The 15,435-nt window shown below is 69.5% G+C and carries 16 protein-coding genes and 1 tRNA gene; 2 read left to right on the plus strand and 15 right to left on the minus strand.

From position 1 onward, the window contains the following. Positions 1-115: 115 nt before the first annotated feature. The 5 genes from ACQP2T_RS39260 to ACQP2T_RS39280 form a co-directional block, all read right to left on the minus strand. Positions 116-421 (minus strand): hypothetical protein, encoded by a 306-nt coding sequence (locus tag ACQP2T_RS39260; protein ID WP_433509925.1) that lies wholly within the window; start codon positions 419-421, stop codon positions 116-118. A 268-nt stretch (positions 422-689) separates the two neighbouring features. Continuing rightward, entirely contained in the window at positions 690-1,241 is a 552-nt protein-coding gene (locus ACQP2T_RS39265) for a flavoprotein (RefSeq protein WP_433509926.1), read from the minus strand. After that, positions 1,238-2,656: a helix-turn-helix domain-containing protein gene (locus ACQP2T_RS39270; protein WP_433509927.1), complete on the minus strand. Its 1,419-nt coding sequence runs from the start codon at positions 2,654-2,656 to the stop codon at positions 1,238-1,240. Before ACQP2T_RS39270 ends, ACQP2T_RS39265 begins: the two co-directional genes overlap by 4 nt. A 1,204-nt stretch (positions 2,657-3,860) precedes the next feature. After that, positions 3,861-3,937: transfer RNA gene (locus ACQP2T_RS39275), tRNA-Met, on the minus strand. 54 nt (positions 3,938-3,991) lie between these two features. Further along, a complete protein-coding gene (locus ACQP2T_RS39280; RefSeq protein WP_433509928.1) occupies positions 3,992-5,032 on the minus strand; it encodes an LLM class F420-dependent oxidoreductase in 1,041 nt (346 codons plus the stop codon). A 104-nt stretch (positions 5,033-5,136) separates the two neighbouring features. Between ACQP2T_RS39280 and ACQP2T_RS39285 the strand changes: the two genes are divergently transcribed. Further along, a complete protein-coding gene (locus ACQP2T_RS39285) occupies positions 5,137-6,024 on the plus strand; it encodes an endonuclease/exonuclease/phosphatase family protein (RefSeq protein WP_433509929.1) in 888 nt (295 codons plus the stop codon). Between the two features lie 214 nt (positions 6,025-6,238). Here ACQP2T_RS39285 and ACQP2T_RS39290 read toward each other — a convergent pair whose 3' ends face one another. Genes ACQP2T_RS39290 through ACQP2T_RS39305 form a run of 4 tightly spaced genes read right to left on the minus strand, consistent with a single transcriptional unit; the run spans position 6,239 to position 9,815 of the window. After that, entirely contained in the window at positions 6,239-6,802 is a 564-nt protein-coding gene (locus ACQP2T_RS39290) for a nucleotidyltransferase family protein (protein ID WP_433509930.1), read from the minus strand. Beyond that, entirely contained in the window at positions 6,799-7,890 is a 1,092-nt protein-coding gene (locus ACQP2T_RS39295) for an XdhC family protein (RefSeq protein ID WP_433509931.1), read from the minus strand. The genes ACQP2T_RS39290 and ACQP2T_RS39295 overlap by 4 nt, the downstream gene beginning before the upstream one ends. Further along, a complete protein-coding gene (locus tag ACQP2T_RS39300) occupies positions 7,883-8,959 on the minus strand; it encodes a vWA domain-containing protein (RefSeq protein ID WP_433509932.1) in 1,077 nt (358 codons plus the stop codon). Before ACQP2T_RS39300 ends, ACQP2T_RS39295 begins: the two co-directional genes overlap by 8 nt. Continuing rightward, the gene (locus ACQP2T_RS39305) at positions 8,952-9,815 is read right to left on the minus strand and encodes an AAA family ATPase (protein WP_433509933.1); all 864 of its coding nucleotides are present in this window, start codon (positions 9,813-9,815) and stop codon (positions 8,952-8,954) included. The genes ACQP2T_RS39300 and ACQP2T_RS39305 overlap by 8 nt, the downstream gene beginning before the upstream one ends. 144 nt (positions 9,816-9,959) lie before the next feature. On the opposite strand from ACQP2T_RS39305, the gene ACQP2T_RS39310 reads away from it, so the two are divergent. Continuing rightward, positions 9,960-10,805, plus strand: coding sequence for a hypothetical protein (locus ACQP2T_RS39310; RefSeq protein WP_433509934.1), 846 nt, complete (start codon positions 9,960-9,962; stop codon positions 10,803-10,805). Here the strand turns inward: ACQP2T_RS39310 and ACQP2T_RS39315 are convergent. From ACQP2T_RS39315 to ribD, 6 genes are read right to left on the minus strand one after another with little or no spacing between them, the layout of a single operon-like run. Then, the gene (locus tag ACQP2T_RS39315) at positions 10,802-11,269 is read right to left on the minus strand and encodes a PH domain-containing protein (protein ID WP_433509935.1); all 468 of its coding nucleotides are present in this window, start codon (positions 11,267-11,269) and stop codon (positions 10,802-10,804) included. The two genes, ACQP2T_RS39310 and ACQP2T_RS39315, sit on opposite strands and share 4 nt — an antisense overlap. Before the next feature lie 20 nt (positions 11,270-11,289). After that, the gene (gene ribH / locus ACQP2T_RS39320; RefSeq protein WP_358444964.1) at positions 11,290-11,760 is read right to left on the minus strand and encodes a 6,7-dimethyl-8-ribityllumazine synthase; all 471 of its coding nucleotides are present in this window, start codon (positions 11,758-11,760) and stop codon (positions 11,290-11,292) included. Then, complete coding sequence (locus tag ACQP2T_RS39325; RefSeq protein ID WP_433509936.1) at positions 11,757-12,983, minus strand: bifunctional 3,4-dihydroxy-2-butanone-4-phosphate synthase/GTP cyclohydrolase II; 1,227 nt, start codon at positions 12,981-12,983, stop codon at positions 11,757-11,759. The genes ribH and ACQP2T_RS39325 overlap by 4 nt, the downstream gene beginning before the upstream one ends. Continuing rightward, positions 12,980-13,639 (minus strand): nicotinamide mononucleotide transporter family protein, encoded by a 660-nt coding sequence (locus tag ACQP2T_RS39330; RefSeq protein WP_433509937.1) that lies wholly within the window; start codon positions 13,637-13,639, stop codon positions 12,980-12,982. The genes ACQP2T_RS39325 and ACQP2T_RS39330 overlap by 4 nt, the downstream gene beginning before the upstream one ends. Continuing rightward, positions 13,636-14,226, minus strand: coding sequence for a riboflavin synthase (locus ACQP2T_RS39335; RefSeq protein WP_433509938.1), 591 nt, complete (start codon positions 14,224-14,226; stop codon positions 13,636-13,638). The genes ACQP2T_RS39330 and ACQP2T_RS39335 overlap by 4 nt, the downstream gene beginning before the upstream one ends. Then, entirely contained in the window at positions 14,226-15,419 is a 1,194-nt protein-coding gene (ribD, locus tag ACQP2T_RS39340; RefSeq protein ID WP_433509939.1) for a bifunctional diaminohydroxyphosphoribosylaminopyrimidine deaminase/5-amino-6-(5-phosphoribosylamino)uracil reductase RibD, read from the minus strand. The genes ACQP2T_RS39335 and ribD overlap by 1 nt, the downstream gene beginning before the upstream one ends. Positions 15,420-15,435 lie beyond the last annotated feature (16 nt).

The raw sequence follows: 15,435 nt of genomic DNA on the forward strand, positions 1-15,435 counted from the left end.
GCTGTCAACCCACCGGGTCGCGGAGGCGTCTTACAACACGGGCCCCGGTACGGACGATGGTGGTGGTGCGCAGATTCCAGGACATTCGCCGTACGGCATTTGACGGGCCCGGGCCTCACGCCCGGGACGCATCATCCTCGGGCCAGTCCTCGGCGTAGATGAGCGCGAGCTCCTGCCACACCTCTTCCACCGGCCGTCCCTGCACCCGCGCGAGGTGCCGTACGAGCAGGAGGATGAGATGCAGGGACGCCATCGCGGCGACCTCGCGTGGCACCTCGTTGATGACTCTGCTGATCACCTGCAGGCCGACTGGGTCGCTGGTGTCGCCGCTCTCCCGTGCTTCCAGAGCGACGGTGACCATCGCCAGCACGGCGTTCATGTGCTCTTTGAGGAAAGCGCCCCGCTGAGGGCTGCCTGTCATGACTCGTGCACCTTCCGGCATGGAGGGATAGCGCCATTGGGCACCCGAACCAGCATGGCGGCTCAGCCGGTGCGATGCGCACCGATTCGCCCAGGAGACCGCTTACCGTCACGGGCACTCTTTCTCACCTCACACCCGCCACGCCAACTGCTGTACGCTCGGCTTCGGTGACGCGCCGACACATCCGTTCTCCGTTCGGTAGGCGACAGGCTCCTCATCGACCTCACCGGGACCGATCAGGCGCAACAGGCACGAATCCGTCCGGCGATCATGCCGTAGTCGATCTATGAGAGGTCAAGCCGGCAAGGGTTAGATGCCACGGGTAATCATCGATGCGGTCCGCCCCTGAGCTTGGCGGATGCGGCTCGAACTCGCCGGCACCGAGCAAGATCCGAACGCCTTCGGCCCGTAGAACCTCAACCGCCGTGCGGAACGGCGCTCGCACCGCGAGGGCACCGTTCACGAAGGGCAGCACGATCACCGGAATGCCAAGCCCTGGGGCCTCGGAGAGCACGCCCAAGGCGTAGGTGTCGGCGATGCCCTGGGCGAACTTGTTGATCGTGTTGAAGGTGGCGGGAGCAACGATGATGGCGTCGGCCCTGGGGGGCCTAGGTTCATCGGGCTTGCGGTACTGGCTGCGGACTGGGCAGCCCGTCTGCTTCTCCAACGCCGGAACGTCGATGAAGTCGAGTGCGGACGGCGTCGCGATGACCTGAACGGTCCAATCCTCCGCTTGCGCCAGAGCGACGAGGCGGCCAACGTCTCCGGCAGGTCCCGCTGCGCAGACGATCACATAGAGGACCTTGCCTTGACCACTCAAGCCGCGACTCCCAACGACTGCGCGAACTCCCGCGCCTCGCGGCGGATGCTGATCGGCGCGGTATCTACCAGATCACGAACGAGGCGGTGCGACACTGGGCGGAAGGCGATCTCCTCGGGTGCGATGTTTCCAGCGGCTCGCATGACGGATAGGGCGCGGTCGTGCTTGCCCCACACGAGGAACGCACGGGCGGTGTCGAGTAGCAGTGTCGCCTTTCGCTCGTTGCTCGGCAGGGCCTCAATATCTACCTTGCGGGCATACTCGACCGCCGTGCCCGCGTCGCCCATAGTGAGCGCGACGTTCACCCGGTGACACAAGACGTTGTTCGGGCCGAACGCGGTCCACATGTGGTTACCGTCGCGACCAAGCCGCCGACCCGCCTCGCCTGCCTCGTCCAGCAATTCGACAGCGGTATGCCGGTTCGCCTGCTGGGCCGCTGCGATCGCCCCCTGCAGCAGCAAAGAGCCATAGATCGACAGGTCATCCGACGTCGGCGCCAAGAGCGCCGCGTCCATACGCTGAGCCGCAGCGGACGCCGTACTGACAGCGGCCTCGCGGTGGCCACCGTGCAGCAGGGCGCGCGTGATGATCCGCGAACTGGAACCGATCATCAGCGGACTCCCTGACGCATGAGCGGTTTGGACGCTCCGGCCAGCGGCCAGCCAGGCGAGTCCCTTGTCCTCTTGCTTGAGCAGGATGGACGCGGCCACGTGGTACGCCTCGGCAGCCAGGCCGTGCGCTTTCGATCGGGCGTCCCCATCCAGGGTCGCGGTTGCCACTTGTAGTGAGCGGAGCAGCGAGGGCAGCATGTTCACCACGTCGCCGTATCGACATGCCTGATAGCGCTGCTTGGCCTCGGAGACCGCGCGGGCCAGCGTCGCCAGTTCGGGCAGAGAGTCACCCGGCGTCGGGAGATCGACCAGGGCGGCGGCCAGATCCTCGATGCCTCCGGCTGATGCTTGCTCGGCTGGCCCAAGAGCGGCATTGAACAACGCGACCCCGGCCAGACCGACGAACTCGCGGCGTCGCACGTTCGTCTCGTCCTCTCCTCGCTGGACGACTTCCACGCTACGTGCTGGAGTGCCAGGAATCGAGGTCGCGATATGGCGGTCATCCTGAGATGAGATAGCCCATACGAGAGCCGTCCGAGGGGCGAGGCCTAGAGCCATGCGTGCGGCATCCGGCATATTCAGACCATCGGCGACACGTTCGAACACCTCGAACGCGATGACCTGCTGACTGCCGCTCATGATGGCGCTGACCTTGCCCTGCGAAAGCCCGGTCACGCTACCGATGGAGGTCTGTGACAGCCCGGCGTATTGACGGATGAGACGGAAGACGTTCCCGATGTCGCGGGCCTGCAAGGCGGCGAACATGTCGGCGCGTCGCCAGATAGAACCCGGAATCTCGGGCATCGGGGGTGATATCCCTTCGCGCTATCATCACCACGGAGAGTGATCTCTATCCTCCCTCCACGATGACCTATGCCGTCAAGGGATACCAGGCCGCGATGGGCTTGTAATGCCGAAACGGCAAGGCTTGATCGCATGACCAGCACAGATACCAGCGGACAGACCGAAGGGCCGTGCTTCTCCTGCCAAGGGCGGGACCGGAAGCTCGTGACCACTCACGACGAGGTCGCGGTTTCCCGCCTCGGCGTTCCGGATGGACCGAACCCGCGATGGACTGCGTGTTGTGCGGTGGTTCCGGGGTGGCAGCGTGATCCGGTAGCCGTCGTTTACGAGTGGGAGAGCTTCCGGGGCGGAGACCTCATCGGGCCCTGCGGGACGAACGACCTTCTGGACAGGGCCGTGCAGCGACTTGGCGATGCACTACGCGCCGCAGGCTGGCCAGCCTGGGGTCGCGTCTCTCGACGCTCGTTCACGTACGGTATGTCGCCGCACGACTGGTCGATCCGCGTCATGGTCCGGGCCGACCTCGACGAGGCGGGCATGGTGTCATGGGCACCGGTGTTCTCATGAGTCGGCCGACCGACTCTTGCCTGAGTCCGCATCCGTCCACGGCGAGACCCGGGTGCCGGTCGCTCACCTGGCGGAAGCCGTACGCCTCGGGCCGCATTCGGGTGATCGAATGGACCTGCGATTGCGCCTCGGTCTTCTACGAGCTGTGCGAAGCTGCGGGGCAGGCGTTCATCAGGAAGACGGTCAACGGCAGCGCCGTACGCGAGTCTGACGCTTGGACGATCCGTGAGGCTCGACAAATCTGGGGTGCCCTGTTGGACGGATACGCCAGGTGACGCTCGAGCCAGCTCTCCTTGTCATGGCAGGCCACGGATTGCGGCCTTGGAGGTCGAGGTCCGGGCGGATGATCATGCCCGTCGACTCCGGCCAACATGCGGCCACACGCGCCGACCGTAAGGGGTTGCGCGCCGAAGGCGCGCCCGAGGAAGGCAGTCCGAGCGAAGCGAGGCCCTCCAGGGGTCGGGCCTGGGCCCGACTGGAAGCCGGCGCCTGAGCCCCAAGCGCGAAGCGCACCAGGCGAAGCCCTTTGTGCGCCGGCACGGCGCCCCCAGAAAACACAGCCCGAGCGAAGCGAGGCCCATTGTGCTTGGACGCGCGAAAAGGCCCTCCAGGGTGATCCTGAAGGGCCTTTTCGTCTTGGTAGCGGGGGCAGGATTTGAACCTACGACCTCTGGGTTATGAGCCCAGCGAGCTACCGAACTGCTCCACCCCGCGTCGCAAGAGAAAGACTATCGGATCCCAGGAGTGCTCCGGCCGCCCAACGGCAAATCAGGAGGCGATTTCCTTGATCCGCTCGATCAGCTTCACCCGGTCCTCGTGCGTCGCCCCGAACGGCGCGATGTTGAGCGTCGTCACCCCGGACTCCTTCATCGCCGCCACCCGGTCCCGGACGAACCCGTCGCTCCCGATGAGCGACATGCTCTCCAGCAGTTCGTGCGGCACCAGCGCCGCCGCCTCCTGCTTCTTCCCGTCGAGGTACAGCTCCTGGATCGCCTCGGCCTCCTTCTCGTAGCCGTAGCGCCGCGCGAGGTCGTTGTAGAAGTTGCGGCCCTTGGCGCCCATGCCGCCGATGTACAGCGCCGCCATCGGCCGCCCGAACTCCAGCAGCCCCGCCACGTCGTCGCCGATCGCCAGTGACGCCTGCGCGATCACGTCCAGTTCGCCCAGCTCGTCCTGGCGCTTGGCCCGCCCGGCGGCCAGCGACGGGCCCCACACGTCGGCGGCCTTCTCGGGTACGTAGAAGATCGGCTCCCAGCCCTCGGCGAGCTCGGCGGCCAGCTCGACGTTCTTGGGGCCGATGGCCGCGATCACGATGGGGATGCGGGGCCGCACCGGATGGTTGATGATCTTCAGCGGCTTGCCGAGACCGGTCCCCTGGCCGGGCGGCAGCGGCAGCGTGTAGTGCTTGCCCTCGTACTCCAGCCGCTCGCGCCGCCACACCTGGCGGCAGATCTCGATGATCTCCCTCGTACGGCCCAGCGGCGCGGTGTACGGCACGCCGTGGAAGCCCTCGATCACCTGCGGCCCCGAGGCGCCGAGACCCAGCGTGAAGCGCCCGTCGGAGACGTAGTCCAGGCCCGCGGCGGTCATCGCCAGCAGCGCGGGAGTGCGCGAGTAGATCGGCAGGATCCCGGAGGCGATCTCCAGCCGCTCGGTCTTGGCCGCGATGTAGCCCATCTGGCTGACGGCGTCGAAGCTGTAGGCCTCGGCGACGAAGACGATGTCGAGGCCCGCCTTCTCGTAGTCGGCCAGCTCGGCGACCGACTCCTTGAAGCCGCCCGAGTAGTTCAGTGCCATACCGATGCGCATGCCGGGCTCCCGATGAACCGAAGGATGAACCGAATGTTGTTCCGTTGCGACGGCAACAGGTTAGCGCGCCGCGTCACCGGCAGCGAGCGGCTAGCCTGGGTCGAATGCTGAAACGCGTCGTCATCGCCGTGTCCGCCGTGCTCGCCGTGGGGCTGGCGGGGCATCAGCTGATCCCGGTGCTCGGCGGGTTCACCCCGGTGATGGAGAGCCTGCTGCCCTGGTTCGGCCTGATCGTGCCGATACTGCTGGTGGCGGCCGTCGTGGCACGCTCCAAGCTGGCCACGGCCGCGGCGCTCGTGCCCGGCGTGGTGTGGGCGTCCATGTTCGGCTCCACGCTGATGCGCACCCCGCCCGGCGGCCAGAGCGACCTGGCGGTCGGCACGGTCAACGTGGGCGTCACCAACAGCGCCTCGGGCGAGGCGGTGCGCCGCATCGCCGAAGACCTCGACCTGCTGGCGGCCCAGGAACTGACCAGCGGCGGCCCGGCCGCCAAGCAGCTCAACAAGATGTTCAAGTACCACTATCCGGTGAGCACGGTCGGCCTGTGGAGCCGATACCCGATCACCGAGACCAAGCCGCTGGACGTCGGCATGGGCTGGCCCCGCGCCCTGCGGGCCGTGGTGGCCACGCCCAAGGGCAAGGTCACCGTGTACGTCATGCACCTGGCCTCCGCCCGCCCCGGCCACACCGCCTCGCGCGATGAGTCCCTGGCCCACGCCCGCAAGCTCATCGACGCCGACCCGAGCAAGCGGATCCTGCTGCTCGGCGACCTCAACACCGCCACCACCGACCGGGGCATGCAAGGGCTCACCCCGCCGCTGACGGACGCGCAGCTCACGGCGGGCGACGGCTTCGGGTTCACCTGGCCGTCGGAGTTCCCGATCACCAGGCCGGACCACATCCTGTACAAGGGGATGACGGCGACCAAGGCGGGGGTGGCCCCGGCGACGGGCAGCGACCACCGCGCCGCGATCGCGTCGCTGCGCCTCTGAGGCGCGAGTGCGGCGGCTCTCCCCCCAGCTCGTTCGTCACGCGACCGTCTCGATCCCTGTGACGGTCCCGTCGTGGCCAGGGTCCTTTGGGGATACCCCTCCGGGGGGAGTGGCCAGGGTCCTCTAGGAATATCCCTTCGGGGCGTGGCTAGGGTCCTTTAGGGATGCCCCTTCAGGGGAGAGGAAGAACGGATGCCCGGCGAAACGTGCGCGGTCAGGTCTCCAGCAGCGACAGGTCCTCAGGGGTATCGATGTCGGCCGGGTCGCCCAACCCGTCGCACGGCACCTCCGTGACCAGTTCGGGATGCGCCTTCAGGAACGGTCTCGCCCCCACATCCCCCACGGCCAGCGCGGCGACGGCGGCGAAGTGGCGGCGGGCGATCAGCACGGGGTTGCGGCGCCGGCCCTCATAGGTCGCCACGGCCACCTCGGCACCGGCGTCCACGAGCGCGCGTACCGCCGCGGGCCCGATGAACGGCTGGTCCACCAGCGCGATGACCACCGACTCGGCCTCCTCGGGCAGCGCGGCCAGCCCCACCCTCAGGGACGAGCCCATGCCCGTCGCCCAGTCCGGGTTGCGCACGGTCACCGCCCGGCGCACCTGTACGGTCGCCGCCCCGAGCACGACCACCACCGGATGGCAGCCGCCATCCTCCAGCAGCCGCACCCCCCGGTCCACGAGCCGTTCGCCCTCGTACTCGACCAGCGCCTTCGGCGTGCCCAGCCGGGCGCCCTGCCCGGCGGCGAGCAGCAGCCCGGCCACCCGGGAGCCCTTCATGGCGTCTCCTGGTGGATGCGCCCCTCGGTGTGGGTCAGCGGCCGTCCCGAACCGCCCCAGCGCAGCTGGATCAGCTCGGCGGCGATCGACACCGCCGTCTCCTCCGGGGTTCTGGCGCCCAGGTCGAGGCCGATGGGCGACCTCAGCCGGGCCAGCTCGTCCTCGGTCAGGCCCGCCTCGCGCAGCCGGGCCAGCCGGTCGTCGTGGGTGCGGCGCGAGCCCATGGCGCCGACGTAGCCCGCGCCGGTGCGCAGCGCCACCTCCAGCAGCGGCACGTCGAACTTGGGGTCGTGGGTGAGCACGCAGATGACCGTGCGCTCGTCCACCTGTACCGAGGCCAGGTAGTCGTGCGGCCACTTGACCACCACCTCGTCCGCGTCCGGGAAGCGCTTGGGGGTGGCGAAGACGGGCCGCGCGTCGCAGACGGTCACGTGATAGCCCAGGAACTTGCCCACCCGCGCCACCGCCGCGGCGAAGTCGATCGCCCCGAACACCAGCATCCGCGGCGGCGGCGCGAACGACTGCACGAACACCGCCAGGTCGTCCAGCCGCCGCTCGCCCTGCCCGCCGTAGTGCCTGATGCCCGTCGCGCCCTGGGCCAGCATGCCGCGGGCGTCGTCGTCGACGGCCTCGTCGAGCCGGTCCAGGCCGAGCGTGCCCGAGGAGCGGTCCGGCCAGATGACGCGCCGGGCGCCCATCCGCCCGGGGCCGGAGACGATCGTGGCGACCGCCACGGGCTCGTGCGCGTTCACGGACTCCGCGATGTCGCCCAGCTGGGGAAAGGTGTCGGCCGAGATGGGTTCGACGAGGATGTCGATGATGCCGCCGCAGGTCAGCCCGACGGCGAACGCGTCGTCGTCGCTCACGCCGTACCTCTGCAGGATGGGCGTGTCGATCTCGGTGGCCAGCTCGAACACCGCGCCCTCGACGCATCCGCCGGACACGCTGCCGACCACCTCGTCGCCGCGCACCGCCATGGACGCGCCCGGCGCGCGAGGCGCGCTGCTGAACGTGCTCACCACTGTGGCGAGCCCGAACTTGTGCCCCGATCTCCACCAGCGCATGATCTCCGGCAGCACGTCACGCATGGGCGAGCCTCTCACTGAGTTCTTCGAAGGCGGCCAGGCTGTGCCCGGCCACGAGATCGTCCAGGTACGGCAGAGCGGCCCGCATGCCGCCGGTCAGCGGCTGGTAGTCCGCGTACCCCTTGTGCGGGTTGACCCAGATGACCCGGTGCGCCTGCCTGGCCAGCCGGGCCATCTGTGTGCCGAGGAGTTCAGGGTCGCCCCGTTCCCAGCCGTCCGAGGCGATCACCACGATCGCCCCTCTCGCGCCGGCGCGGGTGAGGTATTCCCTCAGCTCCTCGCCCAGCCTGGTCCCGCCGCTCCAGTCGGGCACGGCCTTGGACACCTCGTTCAGCGCCGTGCCGGGGTCGCGATGGCGCAGCTCGGCGGTGATCGGGGTGAGCCTGGTGCCGATGGAGTAGACCCTGGTGGCCCGCGGCTCGCTCCTGACCAGGGCGTGCGCGAAGCGCAGCAGCGTCTCGGCGTAGGGAGCCATGGAGCCGCTTACGTCCACGAGCAGCACGACGCGGCGCGGCCTGGTGCTGTGCCGCCGGCGGCGCAACCGGGCGACCTCGCCCTTCCTGAGCGCGTCACGGATGGTCCGCCGCTGGTCCAGAACTCCCCGGTGCGCGGCCTCGAACCGCCGCGAGCGCCGCTGCGCGCGCCGGCCGCGCAGCATCGACAGCATCCGGTGCACCTCCGCCCGCTCCGCCTCGGTCAGCCGGGCCACGTCCCGGTTGCGCAGGATCTCGGTACGGCTGGCGGTGCCGGGCACGGCCTCGGCCTCGGCCTCGCCCTCCTGCTCGTCCTGTTCGGTGGCGGCGGTGTGGCGGGTGACGGTCGTGGTGCTGGTACGGCCGACCTTGGCGCTCCGGCCGCCGAAGTAGGCGGCGAAGCAGCGGTCGTACCTGGGCAGGTCGTCGGGTGTGGCGCAGAGCGTGAAGCGGCCGGCCCAGTAGACGTCGGCCGGAGCGGCCACGTCGAGGTGGTCGAGGGCCAGCAGCAGGTTGCGGGTGCGCTCGTGGTCGGCGGCGACGCCCGCGGCGCGCAGCGTCCTGGCGAAGCCCGTCATGGTGGCGGCCAGCTCACGCATGGAGGAGCCCGTTGCCCAGGACGTTCTCGACGTCCTCGCGGTATTTCAGCGCGGCGCCGAGCGTGGCCGCCGCGCGGCCGGGGTCGAGCTCCTTGGCGCCCAGCGTGAGCAGCGCCTCGGTCCAGTCGAGCGTCTCGGCGACGCCCGGCGGCTTGACCAGCCCGGCCTGCCGCAGCCGCGCCGCCGCCTGGGCCACCTGCGCGGCCAGCGTCTCGGTGCACTCGGGCAGGCGGCGCAGCAGGATCGCCACCTCCCTGTCGAAGTCCGGGTGCTCCAGCCAGTGGTAGAGACAGCGGCGCTTGAGCGCGTCGTGCACCTCACGGGTCCGGTTGGAGGTGACGACCACGACCGGCGGCGTCTTGGCGCTGACCGTGCCCAGCTCGGGGATGGAGATCGTGAAGTCCGACAGCACTTCCAGCAGGAACGCCTCGAACTCGTCGTCGGCCCGGTCGATCTCGTCCACGAGCAGCACGCTGGGCTGTGTCTCGACGGCCTTGAGCAGCGGCCTGGCGATCAGGAAGCGGCGGTCGTAGATCTCGCCTTCGAGACGGCCCACGTCGGTGATCCCGGCGGCCTCGGCGGCCTTGAGGTGGAGCAGCTGGCGGGCGAAGTCCCAGTCGTACAGCGCCTGGGCGGCGTCGAGCCCCTCATAGCACTGCAGCCGGATCAGCGGCGCCTCCAGCAGCACGGCCAGGGTCTTGGCCAGCTCGGTCTTGCCCACCCCCGCCTCCCCTTCGAGGAAGAGCGGCCGGCCCATCCTGAGCGCCAGGAACGTGGCCGTGGCCAGTCCCTCGTCGGCCAGGTAGGCGTGCCGGTCGAGCAGCTCGATGAGCTTGTCCGGAGACTGGATGTCCATTGCCGTGATTGTCCGCCGCAGCACGCCTTCAGGCTACGCGCCGCCCGGCCTTCGCGAGAATTCGCTACTTCTTTCGATCACACAGGGTAAGGTTTCAACCACGGAGAGAAAGGCAGGTTAGTGCCCCCCAGCCTTCGACACGAGATGCCGCTGGAGATGATCACCCGCCGTCCCGCCTTCGCGCTGGAGTTGCTGGCATGGGGTCTCCGCGGCACCGCCGACGGCTACCACGACGCGTGCGTGGAGTCGGTCGAGCTGAACGAACGCCTGCCCGCCGAGTATGCGGCCGACTCGGTGATCTCGGTCAGAGGTCCCGATGGCGCCAAACGGTTCGTGATCGTGGAGGTCCAACGCCGCTTCGACGAACGCAAGCTCTGGTCCTGGGCCGCTTACGTGGGTGGCCTGATGGGTCGATACAAGCGCGCGGTCATGTTGGTGGTGTTCTGCCCCGACCGCAAGACGGCCGAAATATACAAGAAGCCGATCAGTCCGGACGAGAGCTGCCTGATCCTCTGTCCCGTGGTCGTCGGGCCCGACGAACTACCCATCCTGCGGGAGCCGGAGGATGTGCTGGCCTCGCTGGAGATCGCCACCCTGAGCGCCATCGCGCACCCCGACGATCTCAAGACGGTGGTCTCGGTGGCCAAGACATTGGCCACTTCTGACGATGACCGCGGCCTCGTTTACTACGATTACCTGCGCGGACAGCTCCCGATCAGTGTCCGCGCCCAACTGGAGGAAATCATGCGCACCGAAGTCGAACGCCGCCCCGACGCCTTCACGCGGCCCATCGAGATCAAGGCGGAAGCCCGTGGAGAAGCCCGTGGGCTGGCTACCGCGCTCCTTCGCGTGCTGGAGCGGCGAGAGCTGAAGATCCCCAGCGACCTGCGTCAGGAGATCGAGTCCTGTAGCGATCTGGAGCTGCTCAACCTCTGGCACGATCGCGCCATCACCGCCACGACTTCGGATGATGTGTTCTTGGAGGCCTAATCCTCCCCCGCCTGGCCGCCCTTCGCCTCGCCGCGCTCGTGGATCAGGGCGGCCAGCTCGGCCGTGGCGCGGTGGGCGCGGGCCTTCTCCGAGCCCTGGATGCCCATCGCGCCGATGGTGCGGCCGTCGGAGAAGTCCAGCTTGGGCCAGGGCTCGCCGACCAGCAGGGTCACGTCCAGGACCTCCGGCCAGCTGTAGCGGTGGGTACGGATGGCGTTGACGATCGTCAGGCCCGTCTCGTCGGCCTCGACCCGCACCCGGCCCAGCAGGTGCAGGACGAAGGCCACCAGGCAGCCGAACATCACCAGCCCGATCCGGTCCACCAGCTGGAACGGCTCGGCGATGAGGACGGCCATCACCACCGAGCCGAGGACGATCACCGTCGCGGCGCCGTACGCGACGAATCTCCCCCGGCTGGGACGCCAGGTGATGGGCAGCGGCGGGGGAGTCATCGGCTCGGGCACGAACGGAAACCTATCGCAGGTCAGTGGAGGGTCTTCAGGAGGAGGGCGGTCTCCAGCGCGGCGATGGCCGACTCATAGCCCTTGTCCTCCTTGCTGCCCGGCAGGCCCGAGCGGTCGAGTGCCTGGTCGAGCGTCTCGCAGGTGAGCACGCCGTTGCCGACCGGGGTCTCCTCGTCGAGTGAGATCCGGGTCAGGCCGGCGGTCACCGAGTCGCAGACGTACTCGAAATGCGCGGTCTCGCCCTTGATGACCGCGCCCAGCGCCACCACCGCGTCGCAGCGGCGGGCCAGCGCCTGGGCGATGACCGGGATCTCCAGCGAGCCGGGCACCCGTACGACGGTGGCCGTGGCGCCGCTGTCCTCGCACGCCTGCAGGGCGCGGGCGAGGAGCTGGTCGGTGATCTTGGCGTGCCAGCCGGCGGCGACCACGCCCACCGTCAGTCCCGCGGCGTCCGGTGCGGCGGCTGCCGCAGGACGTCCTTCCCCGCTCATGAAGCCTCCGAGATGTCGTGGCCGAGGCGGTCGCGCTTGGCCTTGAGGTAACGCTCGTTGTAGGAGTTCATCGCCACCGGCATGGGCTCGCGGCCGAGCACCTTGATGCCGTAGCCGTCCATGCCCTTGAGCTTGGCCGGGTTGTTGGTGAGCAGCCGCACGGACTTGACGCCGAGGTCGGCCAGGATCTGCGCGGCATTGGAGAACTCGCGGGCGTCGACCGGCAGGCCCAGCTCGATGTTGGCGTCGACGGTGTCGCTGCCGGCGTCCTGCAGGCTGTACGCCCTGAGCTTGGCCAGCAGGCCGATGCCCCGGCCCTCGTGGCCGCGCAGGTAGACCACGACACCGCGACCCTCCTGCGCGATGGCGGACATGGCGTGGTCGAGCTGCACGCCGCAGTCGCAGCGCAGCGAGCCGAACACGTCGCCGGTCAGGCATTCGGAGTGGGCGCGGACCAGGATGTTCTCGCCCGGCGACTCGCCGGACAGGTCGCCGTAGACGAGGGCGATGTGCTCGCCGCCGTCGAGCGCGCTGGCGTAGCCGTAGGCCCGCCACATCCCGTACGCGTTGGGCACGTTCGTCTCGGCGACCCTGGTGACCATGCTCTCGGTCCTGCGCCGGTAGTCGACCAGCTGCTCGATGGAGATGAGCGCCAGATCGTGCTCGTCGGCGAAGACCCGCAGCTCGGGCAGCCGGGCCATGGTGCCGTCGTCGTTGACGATCTCGGCCAGGACGCCCGCGGGGCTGAGCCCGGCGAGCCTGGCCAGGTCGACGGCCGCCTCGGTGTGACCGCGCCGGCTCAGCACGCCGCCCTCGTGGTAGCGCAGCGGGAAGATGTGGCCCGGCCGGACCAGCTCGTAGGGCTCGGTGGCGGAGTCGGCGAGCGTACGGATCGTGTGCGCGCGGTCGGCGGCGGAGATGCCGGTGCTCACGCCGTCGCGGGCGTCGACGCTGATCGTGTACGCGGTGCGCAGCCGCTCCCGGTTCTGGAACACCATGAGGGGCAGGCCCAGCCGGTCCAGCTCCTTGCCCTCCATGGGCACGCAGATGACGCCGCTGGTGTGCCGGATGGTGAACGTGAGCAGCTCGGGAGTGGCCTTCGAGGCGGCGAAGATGATGTCGCCCTCGTTCTCCCGGTTCTCGTCGTCGACGACCAGGACGGGCTTGCCGTTTCGGATGTCGTCGATCGCCCGTTCGACCGGGTCGAGGATGGTCTCGGTCATGATGCCACCGCCAGTTCCGCGGGAGCGCTCTGATACTCCCTGAGCCATTTCACGAAGCCGATCAGCACGAGCACGAAGAAGACCCCGTAGACGGCGCCGGAGACGACCAGGCCCGAGCTGAACGCCAGCGGCACGCCGACCAGGTCGACGGCCACCCAGATGATCCAGAAGTCGACCAGCGCCCGGCCCTGCGCCCAGGTGGCGACCGCGCTGCCGACGAAGATGTAGGCGTCGGCGGCCACCAGGAACGCGCCCTTCGGCAGCGGCACACTGGCCCCCCACGACAGGTGGGTGAAGAAGAACAGCACGCCGACCAGGACGGTGCCCAGCACCATCACGCCGATGTAGGCGGTCCGCTCGCGCGCCGTTGCCGGGCGGACGGTCAGCTGCTTGCCGCCCTCCGTGCCGCGCCGCCACGCCCACCAGCCGTAGACGGCCAGCGCTCCGAACATCGCCTGCTTGAGCGCGTTGCCGGTGATGCCCGCGTTGATCGAGGCGATGAACAGCAGCACCGAGCCGGTGAGCTGCACCGGCCACGTCCACACCGACTTGCGTATCGCCAGCAGGACGGTGCTCAGCGCGGCGATGTTGCCGACCAGGTCCGTCCATAGGACGTGCGTGCCGAATACCTCGAATCCGGCGTTGGCCCAGTTCACTGCCTGCCCACCAGCCTTTCCACGTACTTCGCGATCACGTCGACCTCGATGTTCACCATGTCGCCCACTTCGCGCTCGCCCATCGTGGTCAGCTTCAACGTGGTGGGGATGAGACTCACGCCGAAGCCGTCGTCGTCAACCGTGGTGACCGTCAGGCTGATTCCGTCGATGGCGATCGAACCCTTCTCCGCCACGTAACGGGCGAGGGATTCGGGGAGGGAGAAGCGGAGGTTGTCCCAGTTCGTCCCGGGTTCCCGGGAGCGCAGAACGGCGGTGCCGTCGACGTGGCCCTGCACGATGTGGCCGCCGAGACGCTGGTCGGCCCGTACGGCCCGCTCCAAGTTCACCGCGGAGCCCACGTCCAGGGCGCCGAGCGAACTGCGGTCGAGCGACTCCTTGATCACGTCCACGGTGAACACGTCGTCCTGGACGTCCACGACCGTCAGGCAGACGCCGTTGACGGCGATCGAGTCACCGTGACGCGCGTCGGAGGTGACGATCGGGCCGCGGACGGACAACCGCGCCGAGTCGCCCACCGCCTCGACGGCCACGATGTCGCCCTTTTCCTCAATGATTCCGGTGAACATCAACTCTCCTTGCGTGGTGCGAGCACCGGCCGCGCGGTCAGCCGCAGGTCCGGTCCGATGGGGGAAACGTCGTCGAAGGCCAGCCGGTGGGTGGCGGCGATGGTCGCCACGCCCGCCTCGCCGAGCGCGGCCGGCCCGGCGCCCAGGAGGGCCGGGGCGAGGTAGGCGATGACACGGTCGATCAGGCCCTGGCGCAGGAACGCGCCCGCGAGCGTCGGGCCGCCTTCCAGGAACACGCTGACGACCTCGCGCGCGGCCAGCTCGCGCAGGAGGGCGTGCAGGTCGAGGCCGCCGTCCTGGCGCGGCAGCCGGATCAGTTCGGCCTTGAGGCGGGTCTCGACGTCGTCGGCGACCGCGACGAGCGTGGGCGCCTCGCCGTCCAGCACCCAGGCGCCGGGCGGGGTACGCGCCTCGGAGTCGACCACGACCCGCAGCGGCTGCCGTACGGCGTCCAGGGCCGGGCTCGTCAGGCGCTCCCGCTCGGCCGGGCTGGTCAGGCGGAAGGTGAGGCCCGGGCCGATCGGGTGGTCGGGCCGGGCCTGGTCGGCCGGGTCGCCCGGTCGGGCGGTGAGGCGTGGGTCGTCGGCGAGGATCGTGCCGATGCCGGCGATGATCGCGTCGGACTCGGCGCGCAGCCGGTGGACGTCGGCTCGGGCCTCAGGGGAGGTGATCCACTGGCTGGTGCCGTCGGGGGCGGCCGATCTGCCGTCGAGAGTGGCGGCGAACTTCCAGGTCACGTACGGCCTGCCGAGCCGGGCGTACGTGAGCCACTCGGCGTTGACCCGCTCGGCCTCCTCGGCGAGCAGCCCGGACTCCACGACGACCCCGTGCGCGCGCAACCGCGCGGCGCCTCCTGCGGCCTTGGGGGTCGGATCGGCGACCGCCACCACCACCCGCGCGACGCCCGCGTCGAGCAACGCCAGGCTGCACGGCCCGGTCCGGCCGGTGTGGTCACAGGGTTCGAGCGTCACGTACGCGGTGCCGCCGCGGGCCCGCTCCCCCGCCGCGCGCAGCGCGACGACCTCGGCGTGCGGGCCACCGGCGTAGGCGTGGAAGCCCTCGCCGGCGACGTTCCCCGAGGCGTCGAGGACGACGCAGCCTACGACGGGGTTCGGGCTGGTGGCGCCCCGCCCGCACGCGGCCAGCTCGACGGCCCGCGCCATGTGCGCGGTGTCTTCAGCGGGTGTCTCCACCCCGGGCCTCCTACTC

Origin of the sequence: Nonomuraea sp. CA-143628 (assembly GCF_050942315.1) — a bacterium.
Classification (GTDB): Bacteria; Actinomycetota; Actinomycetes; order Streptosporangiales; family Streptosporangiaceae; genus Nonomuraea.